The organism is Croceitalea sp. W27 (assembly GCF_055693185.1).
Genome location: NZ_CM146327.1, coordinates 482,876 through 501,731, shown reverse-complemented (window position 1 = coordinate 501,731; position 18,856 = coordinate 482,876). Strand labels below are relative to the sequence as shown.

The following is an 18,856-nucleotide window of genomic DNA, read 5'->3' as shown; positions in this document are numbered from 1 at the left end:
TTTTGCGTAGTTTTAACGAATCTATACGAAGATAAAATACAGTAGTTCATGAACTGAATAGACCTGTATTCCATTACAATGTTAAATAGTTTTTCGAATAGGTTAAAATGCTGTAAAACAATTATTTAAACGTTTTATTTTACGATGACAAATACCCAAAAGGATACCTTATTTGTTCTGGTTAAATCACTTTCAAAATCTGAAAAGCGCCAGTTTAAGCTTTATGTTGGTCGTTTGGGGGTAAATACGGATGCTAAGTTTTTGGCATTGTTCAATTTAATGGACAAAATGCGTGTCTACAGCGAATCTCAAATTCTGGATAGTGGAATTGTAAAAAAAACGCAGCTCTCTAACCTAAAAGCCCATTTGTACAAGCAAATTTTGGTGAGTTTACGACTGAATCCGGTAAATCAGAATATCAGGGTGCAAATACGGGAACAATTGGATTTTGCCACAATCTTATATCAAAAAGGGCTTTATAAACAAGCATTGAAGATTTTAGATAAGGCAAAACATATTGCGATTGACAATGAAGAAAAAAATGTTGCTTATGAAATCGTTGAGCTTGAAAAGATAATAGAGACTCAATATATCACTAGAAGTATACCTGATAGGGCAGACGAGTTAGCTTTGCAGGCAAAAGAACTTTCTGCTCATAATGTGATGACCAGTAAATTGTCTAATTTGTCTTTACAGTTATACGGCATGATGCTTAAAGTTGGTTATGTCAGAACCGATGAAGACCTACAGGAAGTAACGGATTACTTCGAATCACATTTGCCCGATTACGCCATAGAATCATTAGGTTTTCGTGAGAAGCTTTGGCTTTATAAGGCCCATTTATGGTATAGTTTTTTGACCCAAGACTTTTTATCATCATATAAATACGCCAGCAAATGGGTGGACTTGTTTTATGAGAATGAAGAAATGATTCATTTGAACCCAGTTTTCTTTTTAAAAGGAAACCATTATCTCCTAGAATCGTTGTTCTACGTAAAGTATCGCTCTCAATTTAAACAGACTTTGGACAGATTGGAAAAAATGACACAGAATTCTGATTTTCCAAAGAATGATAATATTTCTTCATTGGCATTTTTATATATCAATTCAAATAAATTAAATCTTCATTTTTTAGAAGGCACCTTCGAAAAAGGCCTATATCTGGTAAATATCGTTGAGTATGGTATCAACAAGCACAAAGACCGAATAGACCAGCATCATATCATGCTTTTATATTACAAGATTGCATGTTTGTATTTTGGAAATGGTGATAATAAGAACTGTATTGTTTACCTAAAGAAAATTATCTCTAACAAAAACCTTAAGATGCGTGAAGATCTTATGTGTTTTGCACGTGTTTTGAGCTTAGTTGCCCATTATGAGGCGGGTATGGACTACCATTTGGAAGTTCAGCTAAAAAGCACGTACAAGTTTTTATTGAAGATGAACGATTTACAGGCGGTGCAAAAAGAAATGATAAAGTTCTTAAGAAGCTTAGGGGACATTTATCCGAATGAACTCCGCAATGAATTTTTAAAACTTCATAAAGAGCTCAAAAAATACGAGGACCATCCTTATGAAAAACGCGCATTTTTATATTTGGATATCATTTCTTGGTTAGAAAGTCATCTATATAATAAACCTGTCGGGCAAATAATTCGTGAAAAGGCCTTGACGATTACCCGATAGAGCAGCACTACTTCTTGTTTTTGTAGTGTTTACCTTGTTTTAGAACTTTGTTTTTATATCCTTTAAAATAAATTGGTACGGCTTCATTTTTCCCATTCTGCACTACAAAATGTAAGTGTGGTTTTGTTGTGTATCCTGTATAACCAGATAAACCAATATACTGACCAGTTTTTACGTAATCCCCAGGCTTTACAAAAACACCTTGCGGTTGTAGGTGGTCATAGTGCCCTATGGTTCCATCTTCATGAAAAATCGCTATAGTATTAGCTTTGTATTTTAGTTCTTCACCGCCATGCTCGGTATACTTGTCTTGGGTTTTTATAACAATACCTGCCCTTGCCGCATGAACTGGGGTGCCTTCGGGCATTGTAAAATCTATTGCGTAAAAAGATGTTTTTTTATCATGAGATACGCGACCAAAATTTGCTTGTATAATTTCATAGGCTTTTCCCTTTTCAAAAGGTAGGGCGTACAAATGTTTCGTGTCCTCAGTTAAATTTGCATCGCCCAAATTTCCTTTAAATTCAATAAATTGTGAATAATCAATAGCAGTAGTATCAATCACAAGGTTTAGAGGTACTGCAATGGTTTTAAACAGTGTATCTCGTTTACTGACTAGAGTAGCTTTGTTTACCCTTATTCTACCTTCCATTTCTAAATTTGGGGTAGTTTGAATTGTGATAGGAGCATAGTAGTTGTTTTCTAAATGAAAGAAAACAGAATCTGCGGTAATTTCATTAATGAATCGTATACCCTGATCTTTTCGTTGCCCTTTCACCGTTAACGAAATTAAAAGACAAAAAAGTGCGGTTTTTGTGAACTTGATGTTAAGCATTGAAATCTCTCTTTAAAATCTTCTATTGAGAGATACCGGGAGTACCTAGATTCATTTGAGGAAGAAGTCCTTTTGAAAATTCTTCAAATTGATTGTTCTTAGCTAGTTCACGAACTTTTACAGGGTCAAAATTGCCATTAAAATATAGAAAAGACCCGGTCGCATTGTCGTTGTTATAGATTAAAATCTCTTTTACAACATCGCGTTTTTCGCGTATAGAAACCACATTACGCTTTAATTCATCATTTTTACGGAACACTTCTATGAATGAACTACTGGCAAAATTGTTCATTTGCGTATTTAAAAATCTGGTTTGAGATTCAGTTTTACTGGGAAATTGCATGTATCTCAAATCACGGGTATTCCCTACCAGTGATTTCATTTCAGGCGATATCTCGCTTACCAACGTAAACATAAACTGTGGTACGCGTATGGCCGTTACCTGATTATCATTTTTGTGGGCTTCGTAAAAACTGTCTATAGAATTATAACTTCCACATGAGTTTACTAAAATTAGCGGTAGTAATAAGATGAGCTTTTTCATGATATGTGTTTGCTTAAAAATAGGTAAAATTTAAAGACAGGAGTTCCAAATGGGGTCATTTGGAGCGGGAGCCGTAAATTCAATTGATTCTTTTTTTACAGGATGCTCAAATGTTAGACTTCTAGAGTGTAAATGAATACTTCCGTCTTTATTACTGCGCGCAGCGCCATATTTTAGATCACCTTTAATAGTACTTCCAATTGCTGCCAGTTGGGCGCGAATTTGATGGTGCCTGCCTGTCTTTAGATTAATCTCTAACAAAAAATAATTGTCCAGTTTCGTATGCAATTTGTACTCAAGTAGTGCTCTTTTACTACCCGAAACCTCTCTTTTATGAGCATAAGATTTATTCTGTTTAGAATTTCTAACTAGCCAATGTATTAGCGTATCTTCTTCATTATCGGGCGCTTTATCAACCACAGCCCAATAGATTTTTTGTGTTTTTCCCTCCGAAAATAGTTTATTCAACCTAGGCAAGACTTTTGAAGTTTTTGCGAATACTACGATACCTGAAGTTGGTCTGTCTAGACGATGCACAACACCTAAGTATACATTACCGGGCTTGTCATATTTAATTTTCAAGTATTTTTTTACTACTTCACTTAATGGGGTATCACCCGTTTTGTCCCCTTGTACAATATCACCCGGTCTCTTATTGATAACAATAATATGGTTATCCTCAAAAAGTACTTGCAGGTTTTTTGCTGAGGACCTAATCTTTATTGCCATAAACCGCTGATTGCTTGCAAATTGTTTTATTGATAACCTTAGCTGCTATCTTACTGCCTATCAAAGAAGGGTGGAAACCATCAGCACCATAGTATGAATAATCATTTGTTTTGTCGAAATGCATTTTCCAAACGGCACCGACAGGAGCTAAAAGAGCTTCATTGGATGTTGCCGCGTGTATATGATTTTTGATAACATCATCATAAGTGTAGTAGTATTGCTTTGAAGGCCATACCATAAAATAGACCATTTCGGTTCCATTATCTTGACAAAGCTTTTTGATTTTTGCACCATCTTCAAGTAACATTTTTTTTCCTTCGGCCTGCGAGGAAGGCCCCTGCTGAACTACTACGAAATCATAATTATTTTCAGCTATCAATTTTTGAATATCACCATCATTCAAATGATCAATTAAAGCATAATTTGGATAAGCAATCATGGTCATTTCTAGCCTTATATCTTGAAGAAGTGCTTCTTTTTTCACTAGCTCAGGTAAATTATTAGTATAAGTAAGGCTATTACCAATAAAAAGAACCTTTAAGTTTTGATAAGGATTGTCTACAAATAATGCTTTTGAAGCAATACTAAGTTGAAAATTGCTAATTAAGAGAAATAGTAAAAAGAATCTTCTTTTAAGCAGCATAAAGACTTAGATTAATACTGTTCTTCTTCGTTCGGAAAATCTTTACTTTTTACGTCATCTACATATTGTGAAATGGCGTTGCCCATTTCTTCGTAAAGGTTCATGTAGCGCCTTAAAAAACGCGGATTAAATTCATGGGTCATTCCCAAAACATCATGCACAACCAAAACCTGACCGTCTACGCCATTTCCTGCACCTATACCGATCACGGGAATAGAAACACTTTCTGCAACTTCTTTAGCTAACTTTGCGGGTATTTTTTCTAATACAATACCAAAGCAACCTAGTTTTTCTAAAAGCTTTGCGTCAGCTTTTAATTTTTTTGCTTCTGCATCTTCTTTTGCGCGAACGGTATATGTTCCAAACTTATATATTGATTGGGGAGTCAAGCCCAAATGTCCCATAACAGGAATTCCAGCTCCTATGATTCGTTTAACAGAGTCTTTTATTTCTTCGCCACCCTCAACTTTTACGGCGTGCCCGCCACTTTCTTTCATGATGCGTATTGCAGAACGCAGAGCCTCTTTAGAGTCACTTTGGTAGCTTCCAAATGGAATATCAACAACAATCAAGGCTCTATTTGCGGCCCGCACAACAGAACTGGCATGATAAATCATTTGGTCTAATGTTATGGGCAGGGTAGTCTCATGACCGGCCATAACGTTACTAGCAGAATCGCCAACTAGAATAACATCGACATTGGCCGAATCAACAATTTTGGCCATAGAATAATCATAAGCTGTAAGCATAGAGATTTTCTCTCCGTTTTGCTTCATTTCAACCAGTGATTTAACGGTTACTCTCTTATACTCTTTCTTGGCTACTGACATTTCATACTAATTTGAAGGCTAAATGTAAGCAGTTTTTGTCATTCCTGCGAAAGCAAGAATCTATTTCTTACCTTGTAGCTTGCATACAACATAAAATCAGAAATAGTATCAAATGAAACTTACAGGCCTTTTTAGTTTGCTTTTTTTAGTGTGTACCTTTTGTAATGCGCAGCGTTCAGAGACCGAAGCGGTTAAACAAGTAGTTGAAAGATTTTTCGAGGGCTTTCATAAGCAAGATTCGGTTATAATGAAAAGTGTTTTAGCAAATGAAGTTGTTTTACAAACTACGGGGCGCAATAAAGAAGGAAAAACACTATTTCGGAATGAAAAAATCAGTAAGCTCATTAGCTCAATAACCAGCATACCCGATAGTGTAGCCTTTGAGGAAAAGCTAACTTCTTGGTCCATACAAGTGGATCGAACTATGGCCAATGCCTGGGTAGGTTATGAATTTTGGTTGAATGGTAATTTTAGCCATTGCGGCATTAACTCTTTTCAAATGGTGAATTTTGATGGTGATTGGAAAATTATTTACTTAATCGATACTCGAGGCAGGTCAGGGTGTATAGAAGATAAAGGCTAAGGGTGTTTGTGGAGCCGTTGCCACAATTTAGCATTAGGTTTTAAATATTTAGGCTTGGCCATTTCTTTTTCCCATTTTCTAGAAATAAAATCACTAGCCTGTATTCTAGAATCTACTTTTTTAAAGACAGGGTTTGTTTTCCACATAGATTGGGCCGACCAATTTGCATTGATATAGCCAAATGCCTTTATCACATCCGAGTTGTGATGTAAGGTTTCTAGAAAAGGCACAAACCATTTTGTCCAAGCAGTTTCAGCTATTTTAGGATTGGTAAAACGCGTGTCAAAATATAAATTACCTTCTTCAAAGACAGGCGCAGCTTCTGCAATGAATACTGGTTTTTTATGTTTTCGGGCGAAGGTTAACATTTCCTCATCTGGATTTCCAAAATAGGAATAACCACACCAATCTACAAGGTCATCTCCAGGATACCATTTTTCCAAAATACCTTGATTTGAACCTGAGCCTTTAGACTGCCAGACAAGGGCTACGTTGGTAACATTCATTTCATTAAAAATGGTGTAAATTCTTTTCCAGGCTTTTAAATAATGTCGTTTGTTATAATGATTCCATTCCCAACCATCGAATTCATAACCAATTCTTAAAAAAACTGGGCGTTTACCCAAACTTTTAATCCACATTCCTAATTCTTTAATATAGCTATCTCGTTTGCCATTTGCTACTTCTTTTTCATCGTTTACTAACGATAAACCGATAGAGACTAAACTGTTTTTAAAATCAGAATCCTCTAAGATACATTGAGCACAATTATCCCCAGCTCCCCAATTGAAAATAGTTTTAATACCCTGATTACGTACATTTGTATAAAGGGTAAAGCCCGTTGGAACATCAAAATTATCACAATACCCATTGGCGTAATTATCCAAACCGCCAATTGCACCCATATCCTGACCAATAAAAAAGAGATACTTGCCTTCGGTCGGTTCAAATTTTGAGGTTTTTCTCTCTAAATTACTATCACTAGGTTGCGTATAAATTAATTGCGGTAAAGCACTTAACCAAATAGTTATGATTAATTTCAAAAACTTCATGGGTTTCTATATTCCGTATAATTTTTTGGCACTTTTAATCTGTTCTTCCTCAGTAGTCTCTGGATATAAAATATATTTAGGAGCAATAATTTTTTTAACCTGTAGAACTTTGATTTTTGTAATTGTTGCAAAAGGAAATTTACCATTAGTCATCTTGGTCAATATCTTTTCCATTTCCAAAAATTCTAGATGTGTTTTATCAATGATTTCTGCTTCCCCCTTAATTTGAAACCCTTTTTGTAATAGAATATCTATAAAGCTAATACATACATTTGCGTTTTGCTTAATATTTTTTACAGTTTGTGGCGAAGCAATATTGGCCACAATAATTTTATCCTTACCATAGTGGTTAAATATTTCTTTTGGAGAGACGTTAGGGATGTTATCTTTTGATACGGTTGCGAGCCAACAGAGAACGCTTTTGTCTATAGCCGCTTTTATTTCTTTGGTTAGATTCATCTAACAATCACTTAAAAATACACCAACCGCTAAGCCACCCTCAGAAGTCTCTTTGTATTTACTGTTCATATCTTTTGCTGTTTCCCACATGGTATTTACGACCTTGTCCAATGGTACTTTTGCCGATGCCGGGTCCGTGTCCATTGCAAGTTCTGCCGCATTGATGGCTTTAATGGCCCCCATGGAATTACGTTCAATGCAAGGTACTTGCACCAAACCTCCAATAGGGTCGCAAGTAAGCCCTAAATGATGTTCCATGGCAATTTCAGCAGCACATAAAACTTGCTCTGGTGTGCCTCCCATCAATTCGGTCAAAGCTCCTGCTGCCATAGCTGAAGAAACCCCTATTTCAGCTTGGCATCCGCCCATAGCTGCGGATATAGTGGCACCTTTTTTAAAGATGCTGCCTATTTCACCGGCTACCAATAAAAATCGCTTGATATCATCAAAGTCACCATCATGGTTTTCTATGACCAAATAGTACATCAATACAGCGGGTATAACCCCCGCACTACCATTTGTAGGTGCAGTAACAACTCGCCCTAAAGAGGCATTTACTTCGTTTACGGCCAAAGCAAAACAACTGACCCATTTTAAAATCTGTCTGAATTTTACTTCGGTTTCCCTTATGGTTTTCAGCCAATCTAAAGGGGTAGAATAGGGGAGTTCCCCTTTGAGTTTTTGGTGAATGTCAAATGCCCGCCTGCGAACATTTAATCCCCCTGGCAAAACACCTTCGGTATGGGAGCCAGTATACATGCACTCTAACATGGTATCCCAAACATGTTTGATACCATTATCAATTTCAGCATCGCTTTGTAATGAGCGTTCATTCTCTAAAACTATAGCTGAAATCGGTTTGTTTTCTTGTGTGCAAAAAGCCAGAAGTTCTGCGCCTGTTTTAATAGGAAAGGGAAAACTTTTGAAAACGGCTTTGTTCTCTTTAGAGTTTATACGCTCTTCCTTAACCACAAAGCCTCCGCCAATAGAATAATAGGTTTCAGAACTTATCTTACCATCTTTTAAATAAGCCTTAAACTCCAGACCATTTGCATGAAAAGGCAAAAACGTTCGTTTAAAAATGATATCCGAATCGAAATCAAACGCTAGCTCAAGTTCCCCTCCAAACAGTATCTTTTTATGTTGCTTTACAACTGTTATAAGTTCTGGAATTTGTTTTGTAGGTATTGTAACAGGGTCCTTTCCCAGTAAACCAAGAACTATAGCAGTATCGGTAGCATGCCCTTTACCGGTCAATGATAATGAGCCGTATAGAATTACTTCTATTTTTTGAACATTTCTAAAAGTATTTGCTTCTTGTAGTTCAGTAATCCATCTTTCAGCGGCTCTCCATGGTCCAAGCGTATGCGAACTTGACGGACCTACGCCAATTTTGAGCATGTCAAAAACACTGATACATTCCATTGGTTGGGTTTGTTTTACCAAATATAGGTTGCAAAAACAGAAGTACCATTAACTTTTTTCATACAGTTTCTGACAGCTTGTCATATTTATTGTAATGGCATAATCATTGACATTTGTAGAGGGAGTGCAAAAAAGTAAATATAAAAGCATAACTATATAAACATGAGTAAAATAATCGGAATAGACTTAGGGACAACCAACTCTTGTGTTTCCGTAATGGAAGGTAACGAGCCCGTTGTAATCCCAAACGCAGAAGGTAAAAGAACAACACCATCTGTTATTGCATTTGTGGAAGGTGGAGAAATTAAAGTAGGGGACCCTGCAAAACGTCAGGCGGTTACCAATCCACACAAAACCATTTATTCTATCAAAAGATTTATGGGGAACAAGTTCTCTGAGTCTTCTAAAGAAGCTAAAAGAGTACCTTATAAAGTGGTTAAAGGAGACAATGATACGCCACGTGTAGATATCGATGGTCGTATGTACTCTCCGCAAGAATTATCTGCCATGATTCTTCAAAAAATGAAGAAAACAGCAGAAGATTACTTAGGGCAAGATGTTACAAGAGCTGTAATAACAGTTCCAGCTTATTTTAACGATTCGCAAAGACAAGCGACTAAAGAAGCTGGTGAGATAGCAGGTCTAACAGTTGAACGTATTATAAATGAACCAACTGCTGCATCATTAGCGTACGGTTTAGATAAAAAAGATACAGATCAAAAAATTGTAGTATTCGATTTTGGTGGTGGTACACATGACGTGTCTATCTTAGAATTAGGCGATGGTGTTTTTGAGGTATTATCTACAGATGGTGATACGCATTTAGGTGGAGATGATGTTGACCAAAAAATTATTGATTGGTTGGCAGAGGAGTTTAAGAAAGATGAGTCCATGGATTTGCGTGAAGATGCTATGGCATTGCAAAGACTGCGTGAAGCTGCCGAAAAAGCAAAAATCGAATTATCTTCTTCTGCGCAGACCGAGATTAACCTGCCATACGTTACGGCAACAGCATCTGGGCCAAAGCACTTAGTGCGCACTTTGACGAAAGCCAAGTTTGAGCAACTAATCGCTGATTTGGTAAAACGTACTATTGAGCCATGCCAGACTGCTTTAAAATCTGCGGGACTTTCAAAAAGTGACATTGATGAAATCATCTTAGTAGGAGGTTCTACTAGAATACCTGCAGTACAAGAAGCTGTTGAAAAATTCTTTGGAAAGAAACCTTCTAAAGGTGTTAATCCGGATGAGGTAGTGGCCGTAGGTGCTGCAATTCAAGGTGGGGTTTTAACAGGAGATGTAAAAGATGTATTGTTATTGGATGTTACGCCACTTTCACTTGGTATTGAAACTATGGGTGGAGTTGCTACAAAATTGATTGAAGCAAATACAACAATCCCAACAAAGAAGTCTCAAGTTTTCTCTACCGCGGCAGATAATCAACCTTCGGTTGAAATTCACGTACTGCAAGGAGAGCGACCAATGGCAGCGGACAATAAAACTATTGGTAGATTCCATTTAGATGGTATTCCCCCAGCGCAACGTGGTGTGCCACAAATTGAGGTGACCTTTGATATTGATGCGAACGGAATTATTAAAGTTTCTGCAACGGACAAAGCGACTAATAAATCTCAAGATATTCGTATTGAAGCGTCTTCTGGACTTACCGATGAGGAAATCCAAAAAATGAAGGCTGAAGCCGAAGCAAATGCAGAGGCCGATAAGGCAGCAAAAGAGACTGCGGATAAATTGAATGAAGCCGATGGAATGATTTTTCAAACAGAAAAGCAATTGACCGAGTTTGGTGATAAACTATCTGACGATAAGAAAAAACCAATTGAGGAAGCTTTGGAAGAGTTGAAGAAAGCTTACGAAAGTAAAGATTTGGCCGTAATTACGCCTGCCTTGGACAAAATTAATGAGGCATGGAAAGTAGCTTCAGAAGAAATGTACAAAGCACAAGCAGATGCTGCGCAAGCAGGTGGTGACCCAACTGCAAATGCAGGTGATGCCACTGGAGGCGAAACAGCAGAAGGTGATAATGTGGAAGACGTAGACTTCGAAGAGGTCAAGTAAGCAGCGAACAATTTTTATAAAACAAAATTTGTGAGTCGCTTATGCTGAGCTAATCGAAGCATCTTAAAAGGATTGGATGATACAAAGCCCTGATTCTAAGTCAGGGTTTTTTTACCGGTATAAATTAGAGGGCAGCGAACAATTTTTGCAAAGCAAAGATTTGTGAACCTCTTATGCTGAGTTAATCGAAGCATCTTCAAACTATATAAATTAAAAACCCGCAATGTAAGTTGCGGGTTTTTTGTTAGTATTATATTGCTCTTAAGATGCCTCGAGCATACGAAGCTTTTCTAAAGCAGCAGATTTTGAGTTCACATTGAGTTTGAGATAAATGTTTTGAATATGAAAATTAACGGTACTTGGCGTAACGTATAATTTATCGGCGATACTCTTATAAGTAGCGCCTTGCCCTAAGTATTCAACAATCTGATTTTCTCTTTTAGATAGCGATTCATATTTCTTTTTCTGAAACATTTCTACTACGGTACGGGCAACATCATGACTTAAGGCAGCACCGTTGTCTTTAACAGAGTTAAGTGCTTCGAGCAATCTGGCGTTGGTGACCGGTTTTGTAAGATACCCATTTGCACCTGCTTTAAAGGCCTTTTTCACGATATCAAAATCATTTTTTACACTCAATAGAATTATCTTGATCGCTTCGTCTTTCTTTCTGAAATATTGAATTCCTTCAATTCCAGAAATACCAAATAACGATACTTCTGAAAGAACGATATCAGGTCGGTATTTTCGATAATTCTGTAATGCGTCATGCACAGATTTAAATGCGCCTACGAGCTTATAATCGTAAAAGGTTTCAAAATACTGCTCATACTTTAGGTGTGAGCTTTGATCACCGTCGATAACGATGACACGTAATGCTTCTGTTTTCATATGAAATAAGATTTGGGGTTGTACTCATTATTCGTGTTTAAAAATTTACAATACCGATAACCTGCCCATGTATTAGATAGGTCTTATCGAATATGTTGTTCGCGTGGATAAAATCAAGGTATTTGACCTTGAATTATAGGTGGCAAACAAATTATCTTTGAATTATTAGAGGAGCATTAATAAAACATAATAGCGAAATAAAGCGACTATAGTTTTAAAATGACCAAAAAGCAGAAATAGCGTTAGAGCTATACCTTTATAAGAATAACTAAAGGATGCTTCTCTCTGTGAATTTGAAAAATTGAAATAGTAAGATTTTTGAAGAGGTAGTAGTAAGACTTCATATTGTAGGTTTTACGGGGTTTAAAAGCATTTGGGTAACTTTTACATCGGCAATATAGAAATTTTTTCTGAACTGTAAAAGAAAATTGTAGGATTTTTCTTTCAAAATAATATTTATGAACTATTCTGAAATAGAAAAAAGGGTTGATTACCAGTCAACCCTTTTTACAAAAGCATCTGCCACTATCTTACAATTAATGGCTAAAAATCAACCCCGATTAGTAAGCTCTTGTTAATTATTCTTCAAAAGTAATATCTGCAGTTGCAGTATTCAGCGGATTATATACTTCCATAATCCACTTGTCTTCTTGATAGGTTCCGGCAAGGTCATTACCATAAGCATCAGCTGCTTCACTTTTAGATTTGAATCCTGCCAAATACACATAATGCAACCCGTTTTCTTTATTGTAGAATTTCTTGGCGTTCAATCCCTTTTTCTTTAAGTTGTCCATGAAAGCGTTTAAGTATTTTTCATTCTTAAACACATTGGCAATCATATAGTATCCAGATTCAACTCCAACGACATTTGAACCATCTTGAGATTTTATAGGTGTTTTTTCAAACAGGTCCGTTCTATAATTTGCCCTGTAGTTTTTCTTAGTTTCGTTCGTGTTTTCGGCTAAACGTGAATTAGCGTATTTGGTTTGTTTTTTAGGCTTTGGTTCTTGGTGGTCTTGTTTGATTTCATGTCTAATTAGTCTCACCATGGTTTCAAAACGCTTTTCAAACATTTCATCTCGCGCCTTTTCGATAGAGTCTTGTCTTAAGATCAGTTCATCAAGAATTAGTCTATTTTCATAAGCTACAGAGTTTTCATCTACCAAGGCAGGAGCACCTTTAGTTAATTCTTTTTTAAGGTTTAAAATCTGTTCTTCATAATTTTTTACTACTTCATCGATTCTGGCATCTTCTGATTTATTTTCTGCAATATTTACATCAATCCCGACTCCGCGTAAGTCATCATCAAAAGAGTAGGCTAATGAAAGCTCATGGTTCCAACCCAGATTATCGCCAACTTCGGTAAGGTTCTTTTCCATAAGATAACCAAGTGATAATTTCTTGTTTAAGTTTACCCCAATACCGGAAGAAAAACCATAAGAATCATCATAAGTGGTCTGAAACCAGCCAAAAGAGGGAAGGTCTAAAAGCACTGCCCCAGTGTATGACAGTTCTCCGTTGGCATTGGCACCTACCTGTACCATTGGCATTAATCTACCGTTAGCCAATAAACCTGTAGCTCTTTTGAAGGTATGGCTGTATTGAAAGGTACCCGTAATACTTTCTAAGCCCATATTGGTTTCTAGTTCATTTGCTGTTTGGTTGTATACCACCAAGTCTCTAAAGTAAAGTCCAAAATCGAACTTGTTCAATGATAAATTAATACCCGGTTCAACCGTTACCTTATTTTCTTTTCGAGCATCTTGAATCAAAGGGTCATTCTCATCTGCTACCACTCTGTTTTTTGCCAGTCCTTGGCTTAGGTAATTTACGTTTGTACCAAAGGCCAATGCACTTTTTTCTCCTAATTGTACTGCTGTTGCATAATTGGCATTAAAACCGAATTCTTCTATGATACCAGACCATCTTCCGTAGACCCCCAAGCCTAGTGCCGTATTCTTATCTAGCTTGTTACTAAAGCCTAAGTAATAATTCTGGTTATTGTTTTCGTAAGCTGCGTATTGATTACGTAACAATACATTTAAATATGATTTGTTTTCACGCACTAATGAGAATGTAGGATTTATTAAGAACCTATTAAAGAATAATTGATTATGAAATGGGCTTTCTACATTGTATTGATTAGAGCTTTCCGTTTCTTGCGCCAACATGTTTTCTGAAGCTAGTAGAGCAATCAAAAGCAGTAGGCTAATTTTTGAATATTGTTTTAAAGAGTTCATCTTTTCGGGGTTTAAAGTGAAACTGGTAATTTCTGTTGGAGCACGTTGTAAGCATGCTTTGTCTCCATTTTAAATAAATGGTAAAGAGCTCTTGGTTAGGCTTTAATTTGCCTATTCCTCAAAAACGGTAGATGAATAATCAGTATCCTTGTCATTATTTAAGGCTCGCATAAGGCCTTCTTCGCTTTTTTCGACTAATGAGGCATCAACGGGTTTGGCATAGCTAATGGCAATTTGGCTTATCTTGTTTTTCTTGCCTCTATTGGACATTACATAACCCATTCCTTTTTCAGGTACCAAAGCCAATGAAAAATCATCAGACGAGCTATTTATGGTACTACCAAGGTTTACCGATTCTGTTAAGGTGTTTTGGGCTACCTGTACTGCGAAAAGGTCTAGCCCGCCATAGCCTTTTCGGCCTTCAGAGGCAAAAAACAATAGGGTGCCGTTTTTAAGGTTAGGGTAGAGGTCGTTCTTTTTGGTATTTACTTTTGGGCCCAAGTTTTTCGCGATTCCTACACTGCCATCGGCTTTGATATCTGATACATAAATATCATATTTTCCGAAGGTGCCCGGCATGTTAGAGGCAAAGAACAAGCGCTTGCCGTCAGCCGAAACTGTTGGATGTTTAGCAGAATAGTATTTCGGACATACCGCTACTTTTTGAATGTTTTTCCACTCACCGTTCACATTACTGGCTTTATACAATACGTGGACCGGTTCTTTTTTTGAAAACACCCCAAACTCTGGTTTTAGATAACTAATTTGACTAAAATAGGCGGTTTTTCCGTCTCTAGTAATACTCATTTCCGGAGTAAACCCTTCTTCGTTTAAAGAAGATGATTTAGTATTTTGCGCTATTGCAGGAATGTCTATTTGCTGCTCAGACATACTTTTTTCAATGCCATAATCATTTTTTATGGCTGTAGCCCAATCTCTTTTTTCATTTGTAGTGTTGCCCTTTAGTTTTTCTTGGGCATATTCATAGCGCTCTTGGTAACTGCTACTCAAACTACCGATTTGAACACTGTTCTGTAGTTTTTCGTACCAAAAAATGGCAGCTTCATAGTTTTCGGTAAGAAAGTTTACATTACCAAGGTCTTGAAAGATTTCAATTTCAGAATAACCTTGTTTCAGAAGTTCTAAATAATCATCGATTCTTTTGTCTGCCTCGCTTACTTTACGTTGAGCGTTTAGATTTAAGGCGAATACTAATCCGATTAAGACTAAAGTCAATTTGTTCTTGGGGGAAGATTTCATAGCATTAAGATTTAGGACGTTAATACAGTACAAATATCAACATAGAATTTCACCCCATACTTATGAATTTTTCATAGGTTTTGCTTTTTAACGGTCTTTTCTGTCTTTAAGCGAAGTTATTGCTAACATGAGTAGACTAATTGGTCTATACGTGAATGTAGTTTGCCCTATAAATGTGTCTTTGAAGAATCTGAAACCAACCTATTTATTTCTATTAGTTCAGCATTTGTCAAATCACGCCATTTGCCAATAGGTACATCTAAATGCACATTCATAATACGAACACGCTTTAGTTTTCTTACCCTATAATCCAAATGTTCGCACATTCTTCTAATTTGTCGGTTTAGCCCTTGCGTTAGTATTATTTTAAACTGTTTCTCTGATAATTTTTCAACTTTACACTTTCTGGTAACGGTATCAAGAATTGGTACTCCATTCTCCATTTTAGCGATAAAATCGCTTGTTATAGGCTTATTTACTGTTACTAAGTATTCTTTTTCATGATGATTTCGCGCCCTGAGTATTTTATTGACAATATCTCCATCATTGGTCATAAATATCAAACCCTCACTTGGCTTATCTAATCTACCTATAGGAAATATGCGTTTAGGGTAGTTAATAAAATCTATGATATTATCTTTTTCCACTCGTGTGTCCGTAGTACATACAATACCAACAGGCTTGTTAAAAGCTAAGTATACTGGTTTTTGTTTGGGGTCAGAAATTGACTCCCCATCTACCTTTACAATATCTCCTTCCTTTACCTTAGTACCCAATTCGGGAATTTTTCCGTTAATGGTAATCCTATTTTGCTCAATAAGCTTATCCGCCGCCCTTCTGGAGCAATATCCTACTTCACTGAGATATTTGTTAATTCTAGTTTCTTTCACTTTGTAAGACTACTCGATTATTAGGAGATAAAGATAAAAACAAAAAAGCTCCACAAGGGTGCAGCTTTAAGGTTGCGGAGAAAGAGGGACTATCTAAATTTTCATTTTTATAATATTTATAGGGCTTAGGGGCTGTTTTGATTTCTATGTCTACCGAAATCACTCCTTTTTAATAAAAATTTATGAATTTTGGAAGGTTTTATGAGTTTCGTTTACAAATTCATATAAATAATCTCAAATTAAATTTTACTAAGTAGGTTGTTTAAACTATTTCAAATTGAAAAGAAATAAGTTTCCATTATATTGGTATAATGTTTCGACCGTAATCATTTTGTGGACTTATATTTGGTGCCAAAATCTTATCTCACGGAGCTTCAGTAAATCCAGAAAGATTTTTTTACAATAAAATACCTTTGTTATCCATCTTTGATTTTTTACAGTGTTTAAATGGCCTGAATAATATAATACCATGAAAAGGAGACGCAGAAATGTTAAGTATGTCCATTATTAGCGCTTGGCCTTTTAAAAACATGATTGTTCTTAAAAGAGTGCAAAAAGATATAAACCAACTATCTGATAAAGAAAGCTTAGTGTTTGCAGACGCCATTTTTAGAACCATCAAAATATATGACAAGCTATTTGAATGTTCTTTTCCTCATTCTAACGGAATTCATCAAGCATCAACCGATAACAAACCTAACGTTCTTTGGCATTGGCACATAAGTTTTTATCCACGGCTAATTAGAAGGCTGCAGTAAAAAAGTTTATGGTTGGTTATGAAATGTTTGGTTCACCACAACATGATATAACAGCACCGGAGCAGGCCGCTGACAGATTAAGAGCATAATTTTAATAATTTGGCTATTTATTTATAGTTGAGTTTGGCCCACCCTCATTCTACTGAAATTTTAATAGTCTTATACAAGACACCACAGGATGCCAAGACATATGATTCTCAATATATTAGTTGAATTGAAATTTTATGTTTCCATTAAACTATCCAAATCATCTATTTGATTAGGATTTTTTAGTGAACAATTCTAATCTTTAAACTCAAAGCTATGCTAACAAGGGGAATCGGCAAAATAAAAACAGCTACAAATTTACCTTTAATATTAATTAGTCTTGCACTTGCATTCATGTCATGTGAAAAGGATAATGATAATGAAAGTACAGGAGGTGTCCAACAACCAACTTTTGAAACACAGGAAATCGTTTTAAATGTAGAAAATTATAAGCATCAATTTCTTGGGGCAGGAGTATCCATAGGATTATTTATGGGGCATCATTATAGTATGAATGATGCTGCTCAAGACGAGGCAATTCAAATGATAGCAAAAGATTGTAATATGAAATTTTTACAAGATTATATTGAAATTTATCCTGTTGATGACCCCCCTTATTTTGATAGAAGAGCAAATTACATAAAAGCAGCCAAGGTGTACAGGCCCGAAATTGAATTCTCTTTAGTTGGAAATAAATTCCCTGATGATTTAATGCAAGAGATTATTGTTGATGGAGAGGTTTTACAGGTGTTAAACACAGATGACCCTTTAATTTACGATCGATTAGCACAGTGGTTTTTTGCGTTATTTAAAGGATTTGATGAGCGTGGTGTATCTGTAGAAATCCTAAATGTCGTTAACGAACCTGATTTAGACAGAACCTTTAGAAAATATCATTATGGGCTAAATGGAAATACAAAAGAAGCTGTGGCGCGTATCTTTAAGTTTGCCGTACCAAAGTTTAAAGAAATGCTAAATGACCCCTTAATCAATACTACAGGAATGCCAATTCCTTTAATTATGGGGCCTAGTACTATTTCTACAAATGGCTGTCTTGATTATGTGAATTTTTTTAAAAGTGAACATCCAGATGCGTGGAGCCAAATAGATATAGTGGCTTTGCACCAATACGAGAATGGAGTTAATACGCAAACGTTTGCGGAAATTGTGAGTGCTATTGAAGGTAAACCTTTGTATCAATCAGAAACACATGCTCTAAGAGGTGATGGATTGAATTACGTTTATGCGGATAGGCCATTAAAAGGGGCGCTGTCAATGTCAAACTTATTTGGTACTGCAGTTAGAAATGGGGTTAGTTCTTGGTTTTATTTTGAGAATAATTATCCGGACGAATTTCACCCTGGTGGGCTTATTCGTGTCAAGTGGGGAGCTGCAAATCCGGTGCCATACAAACACTATTATGCTTTTAAACAATTAACCTCTACACAACCCAAATTATCACATGTTTTGGGTTATGAAAATGTTTTCGGCAATAGCTCAGAGGTAACCGCATTTAGAAAGATGGGACAGGACACAATTTATTTAAATTATACCAACTACTCCAATAAGAACAGAGAAGTTTCAGTAACTCTAAACAAGGGCGACTCGGGTAGATTTAACATTGATAGTTATTCGCTCACCGCTACTGATGAGACAAATAACGGAGCACTGCTTGCTTCTGAAAATTATGAAACTCCATTAGAAACTCTTACTTTCTCTGTGAATAAGTTTTCTGTAAATACACTTAAAATTTCTATAGTTGATTAATAATGGGTTGTAGTTTTAGACCATTTAAATTGCTAAAACTAGCTAAATTGTAGATATAGTAATTCTGATGATAATCAATAAAATAAGAAGTGTTTCAAAATTAATTATTTGTGCTATAATATGTTAAGATAAATCTACTAAGGAAAGGATGCTAATAA

The 18,856-nt window shown here is 36.1% G+C and carries 16 protein-coding genes and 1 pseudogene; 5 read left to right on the top strand and 12 right to left on the bottom strand.

Annotation, left to right across the window (positions count from 1 at the left end; genetic code table 11):
- Positions 1-144: 144 nt before the first annotated feature.
- The gene (locus ACZ1GR_RS02300; RefSeq protein ID WP_472610645.1) at positions 145-1,689 is read left to right on the top strand and encodes a hypothetical protein; all 1,545 of its coding nucleotides are present in this window, start codon (positions 145-147) and stop codon (positions 1,687-1,689) included.
- Between the two features lie 7 nt (positions 1,690-1,696).
- Here ACZ1GR_RS02300 and ACZ1GR_RS02295 read toward each other — a convergent pair whose 3' ends face one another.
- The 5 genes from ACZ1GR_RS02295 to panB are packed head-to-tail and all read right to left on the bottom strand — an operon-like array spanning position 1,697 to position 5,270.
- Positions 1,697-2,524 (bottom strand): M23 family metallopeptidase, encoded by an 828-nt coding sequence (locus ACZ1GR_RS02295; RefSeq protein ID WP_472610644.1) that lies wholly within the window; start codon positions 2,522-2,524, stop codon positions 1,697-1,699.
- A 22-nt stretch (positions 2,525-2,546) separates the two neighbouring features.
- The gene (locus tag ACZ1GR_RS02290) at positions 2,547-3,068 is read right to left on the bottom strand and encodes a DUF4252 domain-containing protein (RefSeq protein WP_472610643.1); all 522 of its coding nucleotides are present in this window, start codon (positions 3,066-3,068) and stop codon (positions 2,547-2,549) included.
- A gap of 30 nt (positions 3,069-3,098) precedes the next feature.
- Positions 3,099-3,797, bottom strand: a complete 699-nt coding sequence (locus ACZ1GR_RS02285; RefSeq protein WP_472610642.1) for an RluA family pseudouridine synthase — start codon at positions 3,795-3,797, stop codon at positions 3,099-3,101.
- The gene (locus ACZ1GR_RS02280) at positions 3,781-4,440 is read right to left on the bottom strand and encodes an SGNH/GDSL hydrolase family protein (RefSeq protein ID WP_472610641.1); all 660 of its coding nucleotides are present in this window, start codon (positions 4,438-4,440) and stop codon (positions 3,781-3,783) included. Before ACZ1GR_RS02280 ends, ACZ1GR_RS02285 begins: the two co-directional genes overlap by 17 nt.
- A gap of 11 nt (positions 4,441-4,451) precedes the next feature.
- Entirely contained in the window at positions 4,452-5,270 is an 819-nt protein-coding gene (gene panB, locus ACZ1GR_RS02275) for a 3-methyl-2-oxobutanoate hydroxymethyltransferase (RefSeq protein ID WP_377766338.1), read from the bottom strand.
- Between the two features lie 112 nt (positions 5,271-5,382).
- Between panB and ACZ1GR_RS02270 the strand changes: the two genes are divergently transcribed.
- Entirely contained in the window at positions 5,383-5,853 is a 471-nt protein-coding gene (locus ACZ1GR_RS02270; protein WP_472610640.1) for a nuclear transport factor 2 family protein, read from the top strand.
- On the opposite strand, the gene ACZ1GR_RS02265 is transcribed toward ACZ1GR_RS02270, so the two are convergent.
- The 3 genes from ACZ1GR_RS02265 to ACZ1GR_RS02255 are packed head-to-tail and all read right to left on the bottom strand — an operon-like array spanning position 5,850 to position 8,789.
- Positions 5,850-6,905 carry a glycoside hydrolase family 26 protein gene (locus ACZ1GR_RS02265; protein WP_472610639.1) on the bottom strand — a complete coding sequence of 352 codons (1,056 nt, stop codon included), beginning with the start codon at positions 6,903-6,905 and terminating at the stop codon, positions 5,850-5,852. The two genes, ACZ1GR_RS02270 and ACZ1GR_RS02265, sit on opposite strands and share 4 nt — an antisense overlap.
- 6 nt (positions 6,906-6,911) lie before the next feature.
- The gene (locus ACZ1GR_RS02260) at positions 6,912-7,364 is read right to left on the bottom strand and encodes a pyridoxamine 5'-phosphate oxidase family protein (RefSeq protein ID WP_472610638.1); all 453 of its coding nucleotides are present in this window, start codon (positions 7,362-7,364) and stop codon (positions 6,912-6,914) included.
- Positions 7,365-8,789, bottom strand: coding sequence for an L-serine ammonia-lyase (locus ACZ1GR_RS02255; protein WP_472610637.1), 1,425 nt, complete (start codon positions 8,787-8,789; stop codon positions 7,365-7,367).
- A 162-nt stretch (positions 8,790-8,951) separates the two neighbouring features.
- Between ACZ1GR_RS02255 and dnaK the strand changes: the two genes are divergently transcribed.
- Positions 8,952-10,865, top strand: coding sequence for a molecular chaperone DnaK (gene dnaK / locus ACZ1GR_RS02250; RefSeq protein ID WP_472610636.1), 1,914 nt, complete (start codon positions 8,952-8,954; stop codon positions 10,863-10,865).
- Between the two features lie 261 nt (positions 10,866-11,126).
- Here the strand turns inward: dnaK and ACZ1GR_RS02245 are convergent, their stop codons facing one another.
- From ACZ1GR_RS02245 to rluF, 4 genes are all read right to left on the bottom strand, one after another.
- Positions 11,127-11,756 carry a response regulator transcription factor gene (locus ACZ1GR_RS02245; protein WP_472610635.1) on the bottom strand — a complete coding sequence of 210 codons (630 nt, stop codon included), beginning with the start codon at positions 11,754-11,756 and terminating at the stop codon, positions 11,127-11,129.
- 578 nt (positions 11,757-12,334) lie between these two features.
- A complete protein-coding gene (locus tag ACZ1GR_RS02240) occupies positions 12,335-13,996 on the bottom strand; it encodes a PorP/SprF family type IX secretion system membrane protein (protein ID WP_472610634.1) in 1,662 nt (553 codons plus the stop codon).
- Positions 13,997-14,107: 111 nt separating this feature from the next.
- On the bottom strand, positions 14,108-15,256 hold the full coding sequence (locus ACZ1GR_RS02235; RefSeq protein WP_472610633.1) for a TolB-like translocation protein: 1,149 nt from the start codon (positions 15,254-15,256) through the stop codon (positions 14,108-14,110).
- Positions 15,257-15,423: 167 nt separating this feature from the next.
- Positions 15,424-16,146: a 23S rRNA pseudouridine(2604) synthase RluF gene (gene rluF / locus ACZ1GR_RS02230; protein WP_472610632.1), complete on the bottom strand. Its 723-nt coding sequence runs from the start codon at positions 16,144-16,146 to the stop codon at positions 15,424-15,426.
- A 488-nt stretch (positions 16,147-16,634) separates the two neighbouring features.
- On the opposite strand from rluF, the pseudogene galT reads away from it, so the two are divergent.
- Positions 16,635-16,993, top strand: a pseudogene (gene galT, locus ACZ1GR_RS02225) (galactose-1-phosphate uridylyltransferase).
- Between the two features lie 214 nt (positions 16,994-17,207).
- Entirely contained in the window at positions 17,208-18,698 is a 1,491-nt protein-coding gene (locus ACZ1GR_RS02220; protein WP_472610631.1) for a glycoside hydrolase, read from the top strand.
- Positions 18,699-18,856 lie beyond the last annotated feature (158 nt).

Excerpts from the sequence above, each read along its gene's own strand:
- ACZ1GR_RS02280 (WP_472610641.1), bottom strand. The coding sequence starts at position 4,440 with ATGCTGCTTAAAAGAAGATTCTTTTTACTATTTCTCTTAATTAGCAAT.
- panB (WP_377766338.1), bottom strand. The coding sequence starts at position 5,270 with ATGTCAGTAGCCAAGAAAGAGTATAAGAGAGTAACCGTTAAATCACTG.
- ACZ1GR_RS02255 (WP_472610637.1), bottom strand. The coding sequence starts at position 8,789 with ATGGAATGTATCAGTGTTTTTGACATGCTCAAAATTGGCGTAGGTCCG.
- ACZ1GR_RS02270 (WP_472610640.1), top strand. The coding sequence starts at position 5,383 with ATGAAACTTACAGGCCTTTTTAGTTTGCTTTTTTTAGTGTGTACCTTT.
- ACZ1GR_RS02240 (WP_472610634.1), bottom strand. The coding sequence starts at position 13,996 with ATGAACTCTTTAAAACAATATTCAAAAATTAGCCTACTGCTTTTGATT.
- dnaK (WP_472610636.1), top strand. The coding sequence starts at position 8,952 with ATGAGTAAAATAATCGGAATAGACTTAGGGACAACCAACTCTTGTGTT.
- ACZ1GR_RS02260 (WP_472610638.1), bottom strand. The coding sequence starts at position 7,364 with ATGAATCTAACCAAAGAAATAAAAGCGGCTATAGACAAAAGCGTTCTC.
- ACZ1GR_RS02290 (WP_472610643.1), bottom strand. The coding sequence starts at position 3,068 with ATGAAAAAGCTCATCTTATTACTACCGCTAATTTTAGTAAACTCATGT.
- ACZ1GR_RS02300 (WP_472610645.1), top strand. The coding sequence starts at position 145 with ATGACAAATACCCAAAAGGATACCTTATTTGTTCTGGTTAAATCACTT.
- ACZ1GR_RS02220 (WP_472610631.1), top strand. The coding sequence starts at position 17,208 with ATGCTAACAAGGGGAATCGGCAAAATAAAAACAGCTACAAATTTACCT.
- ACZ1GR_RS02295 (WP_472610644.1), bottom strand. The coding sequence starts at position 2,524 with ATGCTTAACATCAAGTTCACAAAAACCGCACTTTTTTGTCTTTTAATT.
- ACZ1GR_RS02285 (WP_472610642.1), bottom strand. The coding sequence starts at position 3,797 with ATGGCAATAAAGATTAGGTCCTCAGCAAAAAACCTGCAAGTACTTTTT.
- ACZ1GR_RS02245 (WP_472610635.1), bottom strand. The coding sequence starts at position 11,756 with ATGAAAACAGAAGCATTACGTGTCATCGTTATCGACGGTGATCAAAGC.
- ACZ1GR_RS02235 (WP_472610633.1), bottom strand. The coding sequence starts at position 15,256 with ATGAAATCTTCCCCCAAGAACAAATTGACTTTAGTCTTAATCGGATTA.
- ACZ1GR_RS02265 (WP_472610639.1), bottom strand. The coding sequence starts at position 6,905 with ATGAAGTTTTTGAAATTAATCATAACTATTTGGTTAAGTGCTTTACCG.